This window comes from Oribacterium sp. oral taxon 078 str. F0262, assembly GCF_000160135.1.
GTDB lineage: Bacteria > Bacillota > Clostridia > Lachnospirales > Lachnospiraceae > Oribacterium.
On the sequence record NZ_GG729934.1, the window covers coordinates 538985 to 556509 of the forward strand.

Consider the following 17525-nt stretch of genomic DNA (forward strand, 5'->3'; position numbering starts at 1 on the left):
TGGAAGTTTGATTTGATAATAGCCTCGATATGTCGTATAATCGGGCTGTAAATGTAATGGGGTTTGCATACCATTATTTTACAATAAAGCCCGGACTTTTCGAAGTCCGGGTCTTTGTTTTTTATAAGAGAAATCCGGCTGAATGGCCGGATTTCATCCGATGAAAAAGACTGCCGCACTAATCACTTAGTGCGACAGCCCCTTTTGCATTCTATGCGGGAAAGATCAGAGTCTCCCGTCTCAGCGCGTCCAAATGCCTGCGCCGTTTACATAATAGCCGTCCGGTGTGCGCGCGTTTGTGAGCATCGCACCGCTCTGCCCGAAGTAGTACCAGTTGTTGTCTCTGTTATAGTGGAACCAGCGGTTTATGTAGATATAGCCCGTTCCGTCGAAATAGTACCAGGCGTTATTGATAAACTTCCAGGTATTTCTCGGATAGGTCCTGTCCGGATTGAGCCACCACCAGCCCACATTGTCGAGGATCCACCTTCCACCCGTGTTGGGGGTGGGGTTATTCTGTCTGATGCTGTTCACATCCGTGACCTCGAGCTCATCCGAGGTATCCCACTCTCCATAGGTTCCGTAGGCGAAGGCACGGACCTTATAGGTATAGGTTCCGTTCTGCGTGATCGCACTGGAGAAATCGTAGCTTGTATTGGTGGTCTCACCGCTTGTCACGAGACTGGATCCGCGATAGAGTTTCACATAATACTTCTGCGCATTATCAGAACCCGTCCAGGTCGCACTCGCACTGTCATCCTGCCACTGAAGATCCGCCACTCCGAGATCCGAGGTATTGCCCTTCAGCTTCGGAAGCTTCACGGTAAGGGTAATGGAGTTGCTGGAGCCCTGCGCCTTCACGAAGCTCGCGCTGGCGCCGTTCAGGGTATAGAAGGCCGCGGACTTCAGCGCATTCGTGTCAAAGCGGTGATCACTGTCTGCCTTGATCGTGATCTTGAATTTCGGGGTGACATTGTTCGCCCACTTCGCGCCCTCCATATTGATGGCAGTACCGCTGCTGTTTGTGACCTCATAGCTGTCCTCTGCCGCGTCGACAGAGATCGTCTTCGAGGCGGACCCGATCTCGATATCTCCCGCATCGATAGAAAGTGTCACATGATTGATCGGGGTCTTGGTGGATGCCGCAAGGGCGGGGAAGCTCAGTCCCGTCAGCAGGGCGACCGCGAAGCCCAAGCCCAGAATCTTTCCGTTTTTCATGTTCTCCTCCTGTACTCCGTCCTGCGGAGTTTTGTTTTTGCCTTGTTCCGGCAAGTTCTCTCTCAGTTTCACAGACTGCGGGAGCCCCCTTCCGGAACCGCTGTCCCTAGTATAGACAAAAATCGGAAAAGAGTGGTTACTTATTCCCTATCAATTCTGTGACACTTTAATTACAGTCTCTTTCGAAAAAATCAATCTTTGTTTCGGCCCCGAAGCTCCCGCCGATGCGGCGCGCTTTGGCGCGCTTTCTCCTATCAGCCGCTTCCTCAATCCCTGAAGCTAAAGGGCTTGATCTCCCGGACCACATCCATGATCGTGCCGTCTCTCGCCTCGATAATTCCTACCACTCTGTCCCCGAACTGAACCTTCTCCGGCTCTCCGGTGATGGAATAGGCGATGTCCCGAAGCTCCTCGATCGTCTTGAAGGGGAGTCCGGAATCCTTCGTCGCCTCAATGAGATCGCTCCTCTTCGGATTGATCGCGATGCCGTAGTCTGTGATGACGACATCCACGTCCTCCCCCGGCGTCGTGACGGTCGTGCAGTCCGTGCAGATCGTCGGAATCCTGCCCTGCATGATCGGCGCGATGACGATCGTGCACTTCGCGCCCGCCGCAGTATCGGGATGCCCCCCCTGCGCTCCGGTGATATAGCCGTCGGAGCCCACGACGACATTACAGTTGAAGTGCGTATCCACCTCCAGTGCCGCCAGGATGACGAAGTCAAGCTTGTTCACATAGGCTCCCTTGTTGAAGGGATCCGCGTACTCCCCCGCCGTGATGTAAAAATGCCTCGGATTCGTCTTCATATTTTCGATCGCATCCTGATCGAAGTCCTGCGTATCCACAAGACAGCCGACAAGGCCCTCATCCAGGAGGTCGCACATGGGCTTTGTGAGCCCGCCGACTCCGAAGCTCATATGAATGCCCCTCTCCCGCATTACCTCCGCAAGAGAAATGGTAGACGCGATCGAGGCACCGCCGACACCGGTCTGGTAGGAGAAGCCCTCCTTGAAATAAGGAGTGTTCTTCACGAAATCCGTGCAGTACTGCGCCATCATCAGCTTTCTCTGATCCGTCGTCGGCTTCGCGGCCCCGGTCGCGATCTTTGTCGGGTCGCCGATCTCCGCGACCTTCACGACATAGTCGACATGGGTCTGCGTGATCTGCGCCGGCAGATTCGGGAAGGGCACCAGGCAGTCCGTGACCGCGACCACCCGGTCCGCCATCTCCGCATCGACCGCCGAGTAGGAGAGCACGCCGCAGTCCGCCTTCCCCCCATTGGCATTCAGATTCCCGTACTCATCCGCAGTCGGGGCGCCGATGAAGGCGATGTCAATGTGGGTCTCCCCGGTCTCGATCGCACGGACTCTCGCGCCGTGGGAACGCATGATCGCAAGCCCCCGAAGCTTTCCCTCCGAGATCGCCTTTCCGATGCCTCCCCTCACACCGGAGCTCTGGATCTCGGTGATCGTGCCGTCCTCGATATAGGGCACGATCGGGTCGTTCTGCGCCCCCAGAGAGCTCGCCGCGATGCGAAGATCCTTGATCCCCATCTTATGGCACTCCTCGATCACCATATTGAGGACCTTGTCCCCGTTTCGGAAATGATGGTGAAAGCCGAGCGTCATGCCGTCCTTGATGCCGCATTTTTCGAGGGCCTCCCGGATGGACGGGAGAAGCTTCGTGCCGCTTTGGTTGATGACACAGCGGACCTTCGGTCCATCCTTTTTGAACTCATGGCCGTCGAAATGATGGGAGCCCTGGAATACCTCCTTCCCGGTCTTTTTCAGAATCTCCTCCGGGATATCTCTTCCTACCGCATTCAGCATATTATAAATCCCCCTTATAGATGCCGGCAGCCTTCGCAAGCATAATATTTCTCTTTGCGCCGTCGTAGAACGCGATGTCAATCATCTTGCCGTCCACCGTGAATACTCCGATGCCCTTTGCCTTCTTGTCATCGATCTCCCGGATCACCTTCTCGGAGAAGATGATCTCCTTCATGGTCGGTGTGAAGATCTTGTGGACGACATCGATCTGCCGGGGATTGATGCAGGACTTTCCGTCAAAGCCCATCATATGGATGGTCTCGACATCCTTCCGAAAGCCCTCCATATCATCCAGATTCGTCCAGACCGTATCGAAGCACTGCACCCCCGCGGCCCTCGCCGCGATGATCATCTGCTGCCTTGCTCCCATCAGCTCCACCCCGGTCCCGGTAATTCTGGTCTGTAAATCCTTGGTATAATCTCCTCCGGAGAGCGCCACGCCGATCATGCGGTCTGAGGCCGTGCAGATCTCATAGGCATTCATGACGCCCTTTGCAGACTCCAGTGCCGACATCAGAAGCGTCGTCCCCGGCTCTCTGTGGAATTCCTCCTCCGCCGCTAAAACCTTGTCCTCGACTGCCCTCACCATGTCCGCGTTCTCCGTCTTCGGGATGCGGATGACATCCGCTCCGCCCGCCACAACGCAGCGGATATCCTCCTCCCAGAGATCCGTGTCCAGGCCGTTGATCCGGACGACCCTCTCCGATCCTCTGTAGTCAATGCTCCTAAGCGCATGGTAGAGGGAAAAACGCGCGGTATCCTTCGCCGTGGCCGCGACGGCGTCCTCCAGATCCAGCATCAGAGAGTCCGCCCCGTAGATATAGGGATCCTTGATGAGAGACGGCTTCTGTGCGTTCAGAAACATCATGGACCGCCTCAGTCTCTTCTTATTCGGGTTCTCGATCATCTGATGGCACCTCCCCAGGGTAAATCCTTGAACTGCTCCAAGGAGCGGTAAACCGCCCCCTCGACTCTGGCCCGGATCGTACAATCCAGTGCGCCCTTGTCGATAATGGAGATTTTTACGCTGTCCACACCGAGTCTGGAGAGCGTCTCCAGCGCGACCCTCCGGATTTCATTTCCGAACTGCTGCGCCACCACGCTTTCCAGAGTGAAGTCAATTCCTCCCTCCCCCGGCTCCAGGCTGACCTGGCAGTCACTGGACTCCATCGTCCCCGCGACTGCGGGTTTTCTGATTTCCATAAGAACCTCCTTCTGTATCAGCGACACGCTGCCCTTATCCGCCGTCCAAGACCGGGCCGCGGACTTGTTTTACAGGGGTCCGCAGCCCGGACTGCCCTCCCGCCGCTTTCTCTGTCCGGGCTTTTGTCCCGCCCTTTTATGCACCGCCGACCGCAGCAGCCGGAGCGAGAGCGTCCTCTGCCTGACGGGGACTTATATCCTGAAATTATTATAAATCCTTTCCCCCCGCGGTAAAACGGCAGATATACCAGTTTTTCAGAGAGATCCGGGAAAGAACCGAGCATCTCCTACATAGTGCGCGCTCTCCCCGCGGGGAAAATCAATTTTCGCCGAAAATTATTTGGAAGCCCGCCCCCTTTCTTGCGTTTCTCCCCTTTGCATGATAGGATAGATTCCGGTTTCAAAAATATGACAGGAAAGGAGAAATGCATGAAATGCAGCGATGACGTGGACCGAAGTCCCGGAAAGATACGAAAATGCTGCGGCGGCACAGATCCTTTCCCTTCTTTCGGGCACTCTTTCCGCCCTTAGAATCGGTTTTGATCGCCGATCTCCGCACTCTTTTCGGAGGACTTCCACACGCCAAAAAAATCCGGATTCCGGGAACTGACCCGGAAGCTTTTCTTGATGCGCATTCTTCAGGCTGTGAAAGGAGCGAATCCCATGGACAACACGATGGAAGCCAGAGTCCAGCAGGACTATGTACAGGAGATTCTCTCGCTTCTTCGAAGCGGGAAAAGCGATGAGGAGATTCGGGATCATCTCGGGGACTACCACGCAAATGACATCGCGGAGGCCCTGCCGGAGCTGAGCCTTGAGGAGCGGCACAGGCTTTATGCGCTCCTTAACAACGAAGGCCTCGCGGAGGTCATGGAGTACTCCGATGAAGCGGATGATTACCTGGAGGAGCTCAGTCCCCAGCGGGCCGCGGCGATCCTGGAGGAGATGGAGCCGGATGAGGCCGTCGACCTCCTGAAGGAGACGGATTCCCGGCAGAAAAAGGTCTGGATGTCTCTCATGGACCCGGAGGACCGGAGATCCCTCCAGACTCTGGCCTCCTACGATGAGGACCTGATCGGAAGCCGCATGACCACCAATTTTGTGGCTCTGAACAGCGGTCTCTCGATCAAGGAGGCGATGCGCTCCCTCATCGAGCAGGCAGCGGACAATGACAATATCTCAACGCTCTATGTCGTCGGGAAAAACCGGAGCTATCTCGGGGCCGTCGAGCTGAAGGATCTCATCATCGCCCGCCGGGACACAAAGCTCTGTGACATCACCGCGACCTCCTATCCCTATGTCTATGCGAACGACCGGATCGAGGACTGCCTGGAAAAGCTGAAGGACTACTCCGAGCGCTCCATCCCCGTCCTCTCCGACTCCAAAAGGATACTCGGCGTGATCACCGCTCAGGACGTCATCGAGGTTGTGGACGATGAGATGGGCGAGGACTACGCAAAGCTCGCCGGTCTCACCGCGGAGGAGGACTTAAAGGAACCGATCCGGGAGAGCATCAAGAAGCGCCTCCCCTGGCTCATGCTTCTCCTCGTTCTGGGACTCGTGGTCTCCACCGTCGTCGGCATGTTCGAAGCGGTCGTAGCCAAGCTCACGATCATCATGGCCTTTCAGTCCCTGATCCTGGATATGGCCGGAAATGTCGGCACGCAGTCCCTCGCCGTCACGATCCGGGTCCTCATGGATGAGAAGCTCACCGGGAGACAGAAGCTCGGTCTGATCGGAAAGGAAATGACGGTCGGAGGACTCAACGGCATCATCTTAGGCTTTCTCGCGCTCAGCGGAATCGGGGCCTATATCGCGCTCTTTAAGCATCTTCCCCTGCATCAGGCCTTTTTGATCTCCTTTTGCATCGGAATCGCGCTTTTACTCGCGATGGTGATCTCCAGCTTCGTCGGAACGGCGGTCCCGATCTTCTTCAAAAGGGTCGGGGTCGATCCCGCGGCTGCCTCCGGACCGCTGATCACTACGATCACGGATCTCGTCGGCGTGGTCACATACTATGGCCTCTCCGCCATCCTCCTCATAGACATCATGCATATGGGGGCCATCTGAAGGTCTCACTTATCATAGACCTGATGCTTCTTCGGCGTGAGCAGCTTCTCCAGCCTGCCGCACCTCCGAAAGAGCTCCACATAGACCATGAGTTCATCCTTTGAGGCGACATTCAGCTTCTCATAGATACTCCGGTTATGCTTTCGGACCGTATTGATGGAGATATATAAAAGGCCCGGGAGCTCCGGGATATCATAGCCCCTGACATAATGGGAGAAGACCGCATATTCTGCGGCGGTCAGCCTTCCCACCCTCTCCTCAAAGGCATCGAAGAGCTCCGCGATCTTAAGAGGAATCCCCTCCCGCTCTATGCTGGCCTCCTTCAGCTTCTGGTCCACAAAGTGAAGGAGCTCCTCGATCTCGGGGATGCCGGACTCCAGAGCGGGATCTCCCCCGTTTCGAAAGGCATCCAAACTGTTCCTGATCGGAAGGACATAGCTCCTTGAGAGGAAGAAGGCCGCGATCCCCATCAGAATGAGAAGCACTGCCGCGGCGAGAGTCCAGCGGATCCGGTGAAAAACCACATAGTCCGAGTAGACGGACTGCGGCATCAGGACCGCGGCCTCCCAGCTCTGTCCCGGCTCCCCTCTCATGGGGAGCGGGGCCTGCACGCCGAGGAAGCTCTGCCCCTCAGAATAATAGCGAAAGAATCTCCCCTTTCTTCCGATCCGAAGCGCCTCGTCCGTCCGGACGGAGCTCCCCTCCATCTTCCCGGCAAGCCCCAGATCCATCCGGAGCCGTCTCTCCGAAAGAGGCGCGATGACGAAGATCATGCTGCCGGAGCGATTGGCATAGACCATATGTCTCATCTGAAAGAGAAGCTCGTTCATTTCGATCCCGCACTCCCCATAGACTCTTCCGTCGCTCCCGAGTATCGGCACGCTGTAGAGAAGGATCTCCTCCCAGGTATCCGGCAGGTCCAGACGGTTTGACCAAAAGCCCGCCTCTGAGGCCTTATCGTAGTGCTTCCCGGAAAAGAGGCGAAAGCCGGGGAGACTCGTCGTGTCAAACTCCATATTCCAGCGATTATGAAGCTCGACCCTGTACTCCCTCGCAAGCTCCGGAATCCCGCGAAAACAGGTGAATTTGGGGTTCAGGGAGTAGTCCGCCGCGATATTGTATAATCTCAGATAGACCCCGCTCCGGGATTTCTCCGCCCCGGGGGCCTCCGTATTGGTCGTCGCATCGATCACCGCGTAGATGCCGGAGCCTCTGGAGAGCTGAAGGATGGAGCTAAGCTCCGGGTAAAATTCCTCCTGGAGCTCTAAAAGCTTATCCGGCTGATTGTTCAGCTTCGAGATCTCCGTGGAATACTCTCCCACGCAATCCTCCACCGAGGAGCCGAGTCTCCCGGAAAGAGTATGCGCATAGCCCTCCATCCTGCCGAGCTCATCCCGCATTTCATCCGTGAGAAGCCTAAGCTGCTGCTCCATCCCCTCATAGAGTCTGTCCTCCGTCAAAGAGAAAAATCCGAAGGCGATCCCCAGAAAGACAAAGGTCATAAAGGCAAGAAAAAGCATGAGAAGAAGGTAAAGGCTCATCCGAAACTGCATGGAGCGCCTCTCCCTTTTCAGATATCGAAGGATCTCAGACATATCGCCTCTCCCTCATTGAACATGCTTCTGAAAGCGATCCGCGGCCTCCTCTGCAAGCTCCCCGATGAGGGCCTCCGGATCCTCCGCCTCCTCTTTCTTCATGCGATACTGCTCCTCCGCACGGGAGAGCTCCGATCTCATATACTTCTCCGTATTCATCTCAAGCTCCAGATAAGAGGGAAGCTTGGGAGCGGTATAAAAGCGGTAGTCCCTCTGTGTCTCCAAAAGCGCCTCGTAGAGACTTCGGTACTTCGGGGAGGAAAGCTTTTCCACCGCTGCGCTGAGCTCCTTATCGAAGGCCTCCTTTGTGACCGGCATATAGCCTACGCTCGTCACAAAGCGGACATTTCTCTCCGGATCCGTGAGCCAGCGGAGAAAATGCGCGGCGGCCTTCTCTCTCTCCTTCGTCGAGCGGAAGGTGCAAAAGCCCGCACCCCGCTGCATCACAAGCTTCTCCCCATCGGAAAAGACCGGGCAGGGCCTGGAGATGATCTCTACCGGCTCGGAAGTATTGTCCTCATAGGTCACTTCATCCTTATAGTAGAGAACGCTCGCGGAGGATGCGACGCTCACAATCACGTCTCCGGTGCGGAGCGGCTCCGTCGCATAACCCTCCCGGAGCCAGATGCCGCCCCGTATGGCCGCATCCGCATAGGCGTCCCAGACCCTCCGGAAGTTCTCATCAAAGCGGATCCCGTCTCCCTCGAAAAACTGTGCTCCCAGACTCTCCGCACCGACCTGGAGATAGTTGAAGAGATAGTCATGCGTGAAAAAGCATTTCCCATCTCCCTCCTTCTCCGGAGTTCTTTGATCGCTCCACTCATGGTAGAGCTTCGAAAGACGGAAGATCCCCTCCCAGCTGGAGAGATCCTCCAAAGTGGCCCCGCTGTCCTTGGAAAAGGCATCAAAGGCAGTTTTATTCACAAAGAGAATCTCCGTGGACTTTGCCACCGGGAAGACCACGAATCTCCCGTCCACCGTGCCCTCCTCGATGAACTCCGGAATATAGCGCTTAAGCTCCTCCTCACTGAAATAGTCCCGGTAGTCCACGAGCACGGAGGGATCCGGCAGAGCGAGCACCGTCTTCGGATAGGAGACAAAAAGATCCGGAGCGCTCGGAGCTCCCGGCTCCTGACGAATCGCGGAGAGAATCTCCTCATGGATGGTATTCGTATTGGAGACCGCTACGACGCGGATATGGATCCCCCGCTTCTTTCCCTCCGTCGCGTTGAATTCCTCGATCAAAGGGCTGAGAGGGGAATCCGTCTGCCCCCCGTAAACATGCCAGACAGAGAGCGTCACAGTCTCCTTCCTTCTCCTGCAGCTCTGAAAGACGATGAACCCGGAAAGGAGGAGCAAAAAGCCCAGTACCGCCGCGCACGTTCTCCTTCCACCCATAAAAGACCTCCCTTTTTCGTCATAATTTCGTATGTAAAAATTATATCATCTGCAGAGAAATAGCGAATTATGATAATGGACCATTTATAAAATAACATTTTGTTAAATGTGCATAATCCCGGAGAAAAGAAAAGCGCCTCCCCATCCTCCGGGAAAGCGCTGTTTTGAGAAAGTCTCGCCCCATGACTTGCAGCCATGCCTATAAGGCCGGAATCATAATCGCCGCGGTTGATCCAAGGAGCAGGAGGAGGAGAAGGAGAGCCGCGGGAATCCCCGCTCCCCCCATGGCGCGAAATGCCGGGATGAGTCCTCTCCCTCCGATCTCTCCTCCGTCCCCTGCTTCCGAAAACACGGCGAGAGGACTTAAGCTTCTGGAGGAGTGGCTTCCGATGAGTCTTTTCCTCCCGCTCGGGAGGAGCTCATAGAGAATCGGATGCTCATAGGCATCCTCCCGAACACCCTTTGTGAAGTAGAACATACATAGAAAAAAGCTAAGGAGATACCATATGAGGCCACGCCCCGGATGCAGGGAAGAGATGCTCTGAAGCTGCATCCCATCTCTCAGAATCCGAAGAGAGAGGGCGAGAAGAAGCGGCAGAAAGATAAGGGCCGCAGCCTTGAAAAAGATTTCCAGAAGGCGGATCGGATTATAAAAACAGGGCCTCACCGGGATAAGCTCCCCCCTTCCGCTCCTCTCATAAAAGACCGGCGTGTTGTCAAAGGGATTTTCAAGGCTTCCCCTCTCCCGCCTCTCCCCCCTCTTCTCTGCCCGGTCCGCAATCCTTTGGAGAAGGGAAAAATCCGTCGCCCCCATGAGGGAAAAGAAGAGGCAGCCAAAGAGAAGGCCGAAGAGGAGGAGGCCGGAGAGATCAAAGCGGAAGAGATATCCCAAAAGAAAGGAAGCGAGGAGGGTATAGACTGCCGCCTCCGCCGTCCAGTGGCTTCTCTCCTTCCCTCTCTCCCTCGTGACGGAGATCCTTCCGCTCTGTCCGTTCATCACGGCGCTGAAGCTTCCCGCGCAGATAAAATAGATCGGAAGCAGGGCGGAGAGGATCGTCATCTCCCCCGTATTTACCGATAGGCTTACGCCGCCGGTCTGCATCACCCGTTCCACCTCCGGGCGAAACTCCTCCGCCGCCTCCTCCGAGATACGGGCATTCAGCTCCCTCCCGCTGAGATCACAAAGCTTCACTCTTTGTCCCGCGATAAAGCCGTAGGAGAACCCCTCCGCTGCCGTCCAGTCAAAGGGCTCAATCTCATTTAAGGGAAGCTTATCAAGCTGCCGGGAAGCATTGACCGCAGAGCCGTCCAGATAGCCCCTGCAAAAATAGCTTCTGTGCTTCCCACAGCGGCTCACTCCGGCGCTCACAGGCCCTCGCATGAGGCAGCAGGGGAGATAATAGCCCCGGAAGGAGTCCATATGGGAGAGAATAGCCCGTCCCTCCGCCCTACCTCTCCTCTCCCTGGCCCAGCGGCGCATCCTCTCTCTCGCCTCATCCTCCGTCAGAAGAAAGGGGATGATCAGCTCCGGGAGTCGCTCTTTTTCCCGGAACTCTCCGCGGACCAGCCTGCTCCCGCAGAAATCGCAGTTTTCCGGCTCCTCTCCGGCGGGGAGGAGGAGTCTCGCGCCGCAGGACGAGCAGGCGCATTCGAGAAGGGCATCCATCTCCCCCATCTCCCGGGTTTCCTGTCTCTTCCACTCTCTCCAGCAATGGACAATCCGCTTCTCCTCCTCAATCCCGCTCTGGCTTCCGCAGCTTCTGCAGCGGTAGCTCTGACGGACTATGTCAAAGCCGATCGGCGCACCGCAGTTTTTGCAATAGATGCGAAACGGATTTTTCTCCATGCATGCCCCCATCCTCAGCCATATACCATGAAGTCCTCGGAGCTGACTCCGTCGTAAATGGAGCTGGCCTCCTCCGAGAGCTCCTCCTTCTCCCCATCCGCCCGATAGAGACAGAGCTTCCCGTGTCCGCTCTTCGTCCGATAGTCGCCGATATAGGCAAAGCCCCCGTCCTTTAAGGGATAAAAGCTCTTTACCTCCTCCGCGGCGAGCACAGCCTTCCTCTTTCCCGGAAGGTAGATATCAAAAAGCCCCCTTCCGTCCCACTCGCCAATGAGATAGACCCTGTCCTCCGAAATGTAGATCTTCTGAATGTCCGTCATGAGACGTTTTCCGGAGCAGTAGGCTGTTCCGCTCTCCTCTCTCTCCGCCTGATCCTTCATATAATAGATCTCCCCATCGCAAAATCCGTTGAGATCTGTGACATTTTGGTCCAGCCTCTTCATCCCCGCGCTCTGCTTCTCCCAGAAAAGAAGCTCCATTTCTCCTTTTCTCGCTTCCAGGATACTTTTCTCCAGATCCGGATCCTCCTTCTCTTCCTCCCGAAGGGAGAGGGGAAAGCTGAGGCAGGCAAGTTTTCCGGAGTTTTCGGAGAAAATATCCTGAAGGATTCCCTCCTCCTCGATCTTCTCCTCCCTTCCCTCAAAGATGATCCGATAGCTCTGCCCCTGCAGGGCATCATAGAGGAGGCGGTCAGCGAGCCGCCGCGCGGCATAATAGGAGATCACGCTGTACTTCCAGCCGTTAAAGTCATCCTCGGAGATCTGCTCCTCCATCAAAAAGATCTCGCTTAGCGGGCTGCCGGAGATTCCGAAATAGTCATAGAAAAGGCATTCCAGATCGATCCCTTCTCCCTCAGCCTCTCCGGGCCATCTTCCATAGACCTGAAAGAAGACCAGGCTGAGATACTCCTCATAGAGCTCCGAGAGCTTCCTTGTCCCCTGATAGCCCTCCGCGATGCTGTGGAGCAAAAGGACCCTGTCCCCTCCCGTGATAAAGGGAAGCTCCGCCCGCTCTGAAAGGACTCTCAGCTCCTTCCCGTCATAGAGGCAGGCATCTCCGTAGGAGCAGATCGCATAATGGCAGGCATCCTTCATGGACTGGACAAACTGATTCCAGAGATAAATCTCCATATAGCGATAGAGAGCGCTCCCCTCAGGAATCCTTTCCTTCCCATAGAGCCTTTCCCTCTCCTTAGCTCCGAGAGATGGAATCTCCGGAGAGTCCCTCCGGGACAGATCGTCCTCTGCGAGGAAATTGATCTCATCCGTCTTCTTTCTGATATAGCAAAGATTCCCCTCCGAATCGACCCTCACATAGATGAATTCCGCTCCGCCGTCGATCTGCTCCGGCTCCCCGAAGTTCTCGATCTTAAAAATCCTCTCCCCCTCATCCTCCTCTCTCCTCTCAGAGTAGTAGATTCTGTCCATGCTCTCGGAGCTCCCATAGAAGGTCCAGACTGCATCGCTGAGGCAGGAAAGCTTCCATTCCCCTCCCTCCTCTTTTTGCAAAGCGAAGAGCCGATCTGTCCAGCCGTCCGTGCCTTCCCCCTGATAGGCGAGAAAGAGAATCGTCTTTTCATCCTTACTCAGGAAATACGTGTGCGGTGTCCCGGAATAGAGCTTTTCCTTTTCCCCATCCGTAAAAAGATAGATCCCGCGGTTATTGCTCCTTATGTAGAGAAGGGAACCATCTGAGAGGAGCTGAAAGCTTTCCACTCCTTCCGCGATTTTTTTCACGGCGCTCTCCTCCCCGATCGTCTTCCTGCGGAGTATACCGTCGTGGAGATTTACGCCCGCGCAGCAGGCCTCCATCTCCGCCTCCCCCGACATTTCTTCCTCCCCCCAGGCCTCCTCCATAGACCCCTCTGTCTCCTTTACCAAAACCTCCGGGCTCTCATATTCGATATAATAGAGATATTTTCCATCCTCGGTATACTGCACGTCCTCTTGATCCATGTGATTCCAGCCATTCTCCCAGCTCCCCTCCTGTACCTCTTCACTCTTTCCCAAGCTCCGGGAATAAAGCCTCAGCCCATCCTTCGAAAAATATAAGACCCTCTCTTCTCCTTCCTCTCCCTCGAGCTTTTTCTTCTCTCTCTCCTTCTCCCCGCTGTCCCTTTCCCGCGCTCTCACCTTCGTCTCCTCCTCTTCCCTGTCCCCGCTCTTCCTCCTTCCCCTGATCCCCTCACAGGATGTGAGAGAAAGCAGCATGGTAAGACAAAGGAAAAAAGCGAGCAGTCCCCTGCTCCTCTCTCCCGATCGAAAAAATTTCCCAAAGCTCTTCCCCCAAAGCCTCATCTCTGCCTCCTCCCCGCGATGCGCTCCCTTCATGCTGCACCTCCATACTATGACTTTCAGTGGCTAAAAACTATTACCCGTCGGATAATTTTTCCCGAAAATCTGCCTTTTCAGGAGAAATAGGGCGCGCTTTTTCTCATGCGGGCAAAGCGCAGCGCGGAAGGAAAGCAGGCAGCCCATAGATATCGGGCCGAAGCTTTCGAATCCGCGTTCAGGGACGAAGAAAAGCTCTTAAATCCAATCCGGAGCTCCCGCTTCGATTCAGAATGCTCGGAGACGAGATAAAAGCAAATGAAAACAACGAAAGAAAGGCCCCCGGGGCTTTTGCTTACGCCCCGGAGGCCTCCCTCCTACTTAGACGGAAAGACTGACTCTCCGCCTACGATATTTCTCTCCTAAGAGACTTAGTTTCCCTTGACCGATCCGGAATCCTTCTGATCCTTCTGTCCGCCATAGTTCTGGTTCTTCAGGATATTCGGCTTGCCCTCATCCTTTCCGACATTGAACTGATCCCAGAGGAAGTCGATTCCGATCTCAACACCCTTGTTCTGGCTCTTCGTATCGTCATTGTCCTTCTTCAGGTTCTCGGTGCTTCCCGTGGTGTAAGCGCCGTCCTTATCCGGATCCATGGCGATGCCGATGAAGACATCCATTCTGTTGTCCGTAGCCGGGCTGCAGAGGATGGTGGAGTTCTCGATGGCCTTCTTGATATCCTTCTCATCCAGCTTCTCAAGAGCGGAGAGTCTCAGGAAGTCAACGCCGCCGACCGTGAAGAAATCCTTGTCGGAAAGAGCAAGGTCCTTCGTAAGACGGAAGACATGAGCGTTGTTGATCGAGGACTTCGGGTTAAACTGCTCCTAATGCATATAGAGCGCGATACCGAGCATATCCTTCACGGTGCTGGCATCCCTGTCCTTGCTGGAAACGGTGAACTTCATGTTTCCAAGCTTCGCAGCGATGCTTCCGACATTCAGAAGATCAGAGCGGAAAGCCTGTGCGTAGCCGGGATACATCTCGTTGATCTTGATGTCGATCCTGTCGCTTCCGTTCGTATTGGCGGAATTGTAGGGGCCGACCTGCTTCTTCAGAGGAGCCGCATCCTTGAGCTTGGCGTCAAACTCGGTATTGCTGTAGCCCTTCTGGCGCTCCTTGTACTTCTCGATGCTTCCGTCCTTCGCGATCTTGTTGTACTGCGTTCCTCTCTCGAAGAAATCCGACTCGACATAGCCCTTGTCGATGCCGTCGACGATGGACCAGCCCTTCGCTCCGTCGGTGTTGATCTCATCGCTGTACTGCGCATAGAGTCCCAGATCTACGAACTTCATGCCGAACTCGCCGGTAGTTGCCTTCGTCGTGATGTTCAGCGTATCCGTCCAATAAGCATAGCCTGTTCCGCCGAGGATCAGGGACAGAGCGAGAATTCCGCCGATCAGCGACTTCTTTCCTACTTTCTTCATTGGTGCTCCTTTCCTTCTTGTGCACGAAGCATTATGTAAATGTTCGTATTTAGTATAACTTTTTTTAGAAAAATTTCATCCCTCGTTCTCAGTGACTTTCCTGTTCCTTTTTCCCAATCTCATCTACACCTTTCGTTGTAGATGCTTCGGGGATTTCATAGCAGTAGTTCTCCTCTCCGTTTCGGAGAAGGAAACGTCTGCCAAGAGGCAGCCCTCTCTCATCGATACTGCAGGTCACAGGCTGTCTGAGCTCCTCAGAGAGGAGGAGAAGGCTGTCCATGTCCTGGAGGTAGCTGAGTCCTCTGGGAAGCTCCTCTTCCCCGGAGCGGAGCATGACGATGCGGCTTCCGTATTTCCTTAGGAAGGCGCGGAGCCTCAGCTCCTCCACCTCTCCCTCATCCGGATCCCTCGTGAGGTAGAAGGTGAAAAGTCCCAGACCGACAGAGAGAAGTATGAGAAGCAGGGCGAGGGGCGTCCTCCCCTTCTCCGGCGGGACTTCCACTGCCCTCGTTTCGCTGAGCGCTCCGCTGTTCTGAACGGGCTCAGACTTTTTGATCATATAGAGGGCGCTGTCTGCATTCGGAAGATTCAGCTTCTCACTGAATTCCTCCGTCTTTGGCTCCTGTCCCTCCGCCTCGATCTGGTAGCTTCCGCTGAAAAGGAGATAGGCCTCTTTTTCGGGACTCCCTCCGATCTCATTCTCGATCTCCGCGAAATGCCCCATGTATTCCTCGGGTCGGATCTGCACGGTATCATCTATGCCGCTCGCCCCCGCCCCGGCCGGGATCTCTCCCTCCTTTATGGGGTAGCTCTTCATGTAGACCTGTTTCTTCTCCTCATTGACGAGGTAGCTGCCCTCCAGGACCGTAGAGATCGAATAATTTCCGTGGACGATCGCATTGAGCTCCCCTGCCCCGCTGAGCTTTGTGTGAAAGCTGGCTTCGATGTAGTCCGTGAGCTTTGCCGAATAGACGCGGTCCGCCTCCAGCCATTCCTCCGGATAGAGAGAATTCTCCTTGAGGTGAACCCGGTATTCGGAATCCGCAGAGAGCTCATAGGAAAAAAGCGGAACATCCTCCTGCTTCGTCTTCTTTTCCAGGAAGGCCAAAAGAAGGGAAATCCCGACCAGGAGAAGGACGGCAGAGAGAGCGAGAACTCCCATCCTCTTCCTCCTGCTCCACACCAGGATCGGCTTTATCCTCCCCTCCTCTCCCTCTTTCTTCGGAGCGGCGCCCCCGTTCTCGGAATGCTTCACTACAGAATCCAGCTCTTTATTCATCTCCTCTGTTCTCTCCTCCTGCAATCCTTCCTTCCGACTGTTTGGAATCCGTCTCCTCCGCCTCCTTGCTTCCTCTCTTCTCTTCCTCTGATCTTCCTGTTTCAACGACTCCCTCCGCTCTATTCTCTCCGCTGTGGAGAAGCAGCTGGTAGCTCCCGAGCTTCGGCAGCACCTTCACTACAGGTCCATTGATATCATTTGGCAGCACCGCCTCCTGATCCTCAGAGACATTATTGTCTCCCTTTGTGATAAAGCTGAGGTTTCCGGCCGCATCCTTCTGAATCCGAAGAATGCGGTGTGTGATGACGATGCCCTCCCTCCGGAAATTGATGATGTCCCCCTCCTGCAGCTGATCCAGCTCCGCTTCCGAATAAAAGCGCCGGATCAAAACGATATCCCCGGGCTTTATCCCGGGCTCCATGCTCCCTGTCAGTATCGTGGAAGGGTAGATGGGAAAGACTCCGACACTGAACCAGTAAAACGCGGTGAGCAGGACCAGGGATATGATATAGGACGGCGAAAAGCCGTTCCGCCTGGCCGCCATCCTTCCATACTCCTCCCCTTCCTGCTCTTCTTTGATATAAAAAGCATAAAAGACAGGAAAGCACAGCCCGATCGCAGACTCCGCAAGCCAGGGGAGTCCGGGAAGGACGGGGAAAAGTCTCTGAAAGAGCGCTATGGACGCCGCATAGAAGAGGGAGGCCGAAAGCCCTCCGTACAGAGAGAGGATCGTGAGCAGAAAGCCCTGGGCAAAGCTCGGCAGCACATGCTCCGTGATCTCAATGAAAATTTCCTTCTGCTCCGGAAGCTTTAAAAACTTGAGAACATTGATCTCTGTCGCCGCAAGGAGAAAGGTCAGAAGAAATATCAGCGCTTTCCGGTGCTTTGGTCTTCGGAGGATCACGGCGAGCGCATAGGCCCGGACAGCCTCCCGGAAAAAAAGCCGAAGCCCGACCAGCAGCACATTCTGCAAAATTCCCGAAGGACTGTGGTCATAGGGGGATTCCGCGAGCCTTCGGAGAAAGATCGAGAGCAGGAAGCGGATCGCAAGAAAGATCGCGGCCCCGGTGAAGGCATAGATCCTGACCCTGTCCTGAAGACCTCTCCGCCGCACGGCAAAGACCGGCGGAAAAACCGCAAATAGGAGGAAAATCATAGTCCCATAGAGAATGAGAAAGAGAATGATATCCCCGGAAACCCTGTCCCTCCAAAGCGGATTGTCCAAAAGGAGCTCCGTGAGCAGGAGAAAGAGTGCATAGAGCATATAGTTTTCTGCCCCCGGAATGCGTCTCCTCTCCCGTTCCCGGATATAGGAAAGTATCTTTTCCATCTC

The 17525-nt window shown here is 55.1% G+C and carries 13 protein-coding genes; 1 reads left to right on the forward strand and 12 read right to left on the reverse strand.

What is annotated here, in order from left to right; genetic code table 11:
* Positions 1 to 240: 240 nt before the first annotated feature.
* The 4 genes from GCWU000341_RS06180 to citD form a co-directional block, all read right to left on the reverse strand.
* Complete coding sequence (locus GCWU000341_RS06180; protein ID WP_036600099.1) at positions 241 to 1218, reverse strand: hypothetical protein; 978 nt, start codon at positions 1216 to 1218, stop codon at positions 241 to 243.
* Positions 1219 to 1484: 266 nt separating this feature from the next.
* Positions 1485 to 3047: a citrate lyase subunit alpha gene (gene citF / locus GCWU000341_RS06185; protein ID WP_009214975.1), complete on the reverse strand. Its 1563-nt coding sequence runs from the start codon at positions 3045 to 3047 to the stop codon at positions 1485 to 1487.
* A 1-nt stretch (position 3048) separates the two neighbouring features.
* Positions 3049 to 3951 (reverse strand): aldolase/citrate lyase family protein, encoded by a 903-nt coding sequence (locus GCWU000341_RS06190; protein WP_040653775.1) that lies wholly within the window; start codon positions 3949 to 3951, stop codon positions 3049 to 3051.
* Positions 3951 to 4250: a citrate lyase acyl carrier protein gene (gene citD, locus GCWU000341_RS06195; RefSeq protein ID WP_036600098.1), complete on the reverse strand. Its 300-nt coding sequence runs from the start codon at positions 4248 to 4250 to the stop codon at positions 3951 to 3953. The genes GCWU000341_RS06190 and citD overlap by 1 nt, the downstream gene beginning before the upstream one ends.
* Positions 4251 to 4913: 663 nt before the next feature.
* Here citD and mgtE point away from each other — a divergent pair.
* A complete protein-coding gene (mgtE, locus tag GCWU000341_RS06200; protein ID WP_242651629.1) occupies positions 4914 to 6320 on the forward strand; it encodes a magnesium transporter in 1407 nt (468 codons plus the stop codon).
* A gap of 5 nt (positions 6321 to 6325) precedes the next feature.
* Here the strand turns inward: mgtE and GCWU000341_RS06205 are convergent, their stop codons facing one another.
* From GCWU000341_RS06205 to GCWU000341_RS06235, 8 genes are all read right to left on the reverse strand, one after another.
* Positions 6326 to 7915, reverse strand: coding sequence for a helix-turn-helix transcriptional regulator (locus tag GCWU000341_RS06205; RefSeq protein ID WP_009214981.1), 1590 nt, complete (start codon positions 7913 to 7915; stop codon positions 6326 to 6328).
* Between the two features lie 12 nt (positions 7916 to 7927).
* Positions 7928 to 9313 carry an extracellular solute-binding protein gene (locus tag GCWU000341_RS06210; protein ID WP_009214982.1) on the reverse strand — a complete coding sequence of 462 codons (1386 nt, stop codon included), beginning with the start codon at positions 9311 to 9313 and terminating at the stop codon, positions 7928 to 7930.
* A gap of 199 nt (positions 9314 to 9512) precedes the next feature.
* Positions 9513 to 11159: a hypothetical protein gene (locus tag GCWU000341_RS06215; RefSeq protein ID WP_155812673.1), complete on the reverse strand. Its 1647-nt coding sequence runs from the start codon at positions 11157 to 11159 to the stop codon at positions 9513 to 9515.
* A 14-nt stretch (positions 11160 to 11173) separates the two neighbouring features.
* Positions 11174 to 13489: a hypothetical protein gene (locus tag GCWU000341_RS06220; RefSeq protein ID WP_009214984.1), complete on the reverse strand. Its 2316-nt coding sequence runs from the start codon at positions 13487 to 13489 to the stop codon at positions 11174 to 11176.
* A 371-nt stretch (positions 13490 to 13860) separates the two neighbouring features.
* Complete coding sequence (locus GCWU000341_RS14185) at positions 13861 to 14109, reverse strand: hypothetical protein (protein ID WP_009214986.1); 249 nt, start codon at positions 14107 to 14109, stop codon at positions 13861 to 13863.
* Positions 14110 to 14313: 204 nt separating this feature from the next.
* Positions 14314 to 14913 (reverse strand): SipW-dependent-type signal peptide-containing protein, encoded by a 600-nt coding sequence (locus tag GCWU000341_RS14190; RefSeq protein WP_009214987.1) that lies wholly within the window; start codon positions 14911 to 14913, stop codon positions 14314 to 14316.
* Positions 14914 to 15001: 88 nt separating this feature from the next.
* Positions 15002 to 16192 carry a DUF5305 family protein gene (locus GCWU000341_RS06230; RefSeq protein WP_009214988.1) on the reverse strand — a complete coding sequence of 397 codons (1191 nt, stop codon included), beginning with the start codon at positions 16190 to 16192 and terminating at the stop codon, positions 15002 to 15004.
* On the reverse strand, positions 16185 to 17522 hold the full coding sequence (locus GCWU000341_RS06235; protein WP_009214989.1) for a signal peptidase I: 1338 nt from the start codon (positions 17520 to 17522) through the stop codon (positions 16185 to 16187). The genes GCWU000341_RS06230 and GCWU000341_RS06235 overlap by 8 nt, the downstream gene beginning before the upstream one ends.
* Between the last annotated feature and the right edge of the window lie 3 nt (positions 17523 to 17525).

Bases quoted from the DNA above. Each gene is read 5' to 3' on its own strand.
- GCWU000341_RS06230 (WP_009214988.1), bottom strand. From the start codon at position 16,192: ATGAATAAAGAGCTGGATTCTGTAGTGAAGCATTCCGAGAACGGGGGC.
- GCWU000341_RS06215 (WP_155812673.1), bottom strand. From the start codon at position 11,159: ATGGAGAAAAATCCGTTTCGCATCTATTGCAAAAACTGCGGTGCGCCG.
- GCWU000341_RS14185 (WP_009214986.1), bottom strand. From the start codon at position 14,109: ATGGATGTCTTCATCGGCATCGCCATGGATCCGGATAAGGACGGCGCT.
- GCWU000341_RS06210 (WP_009214982.1), bottom strand. From the start codon at position 9,313: ATGGGTGGAAGGAGAACGTGCGCGGCGGTACTGGGCTTTTTGCTCCTC.
- mgtE (WP_242651629.1), top strand. From the start codon at position 4,914: ATGGACAACACGATGGAAGCCAGAGTCCAGCAGGACTATGTACAGGAG.
- GCWU000341_RS06235 (WP_009214989.1), bottom strand. From the start codon at position 17,522: ATGGAAAAGATACTTTCCTATATCCGGGAACGGGAGAGGAGACGCATT.
- citD (WP_036600098.1), bottom strand. From the start codon at position 4,250: ATGGAAATCAGAAAACCCGCAGTCGCGGGGACGATGGAGTCCAGTGAC.
- citF (WP_009214975.1), bottom strand. From the start codon at position 3,047: ATGCTGAATGCGGTAGGAAGAGATATCCCGGAGGAGATTCTGAAAAAG.
- GCWU000341_RS14190 (WP_009214987.1), bottom strand. From the start codon at position 14,913: ATGAAGAAAGTAGGAAAGAAGTCGCTGATCGGCGGAATTCTCGCTCTG.
- GCWU000341_RS06205 (WP_009214981.1), bottom strand. From the start codon at position 7,915: ATGTCTGAGATCCTTCGATATCTGAAAAGGGAGAGGCGCTCCATGCAG.
- GCWU000341_RS06220 (WP_009214984.1), bottom strand. From the start codon at position 13,489: ATGAAGGGAGCGCATCGCGGGGAGGAGGCAGAGATGAGGCTTTGGGGG.
- GCWU000341_RS06180 (WP_036600099.1), bottom strand. From the start codon at position 1,218: ATGAAAAACGGAAAGATTCTGGGCTTGGGCTTCGCGGTCGCCCTGCTG.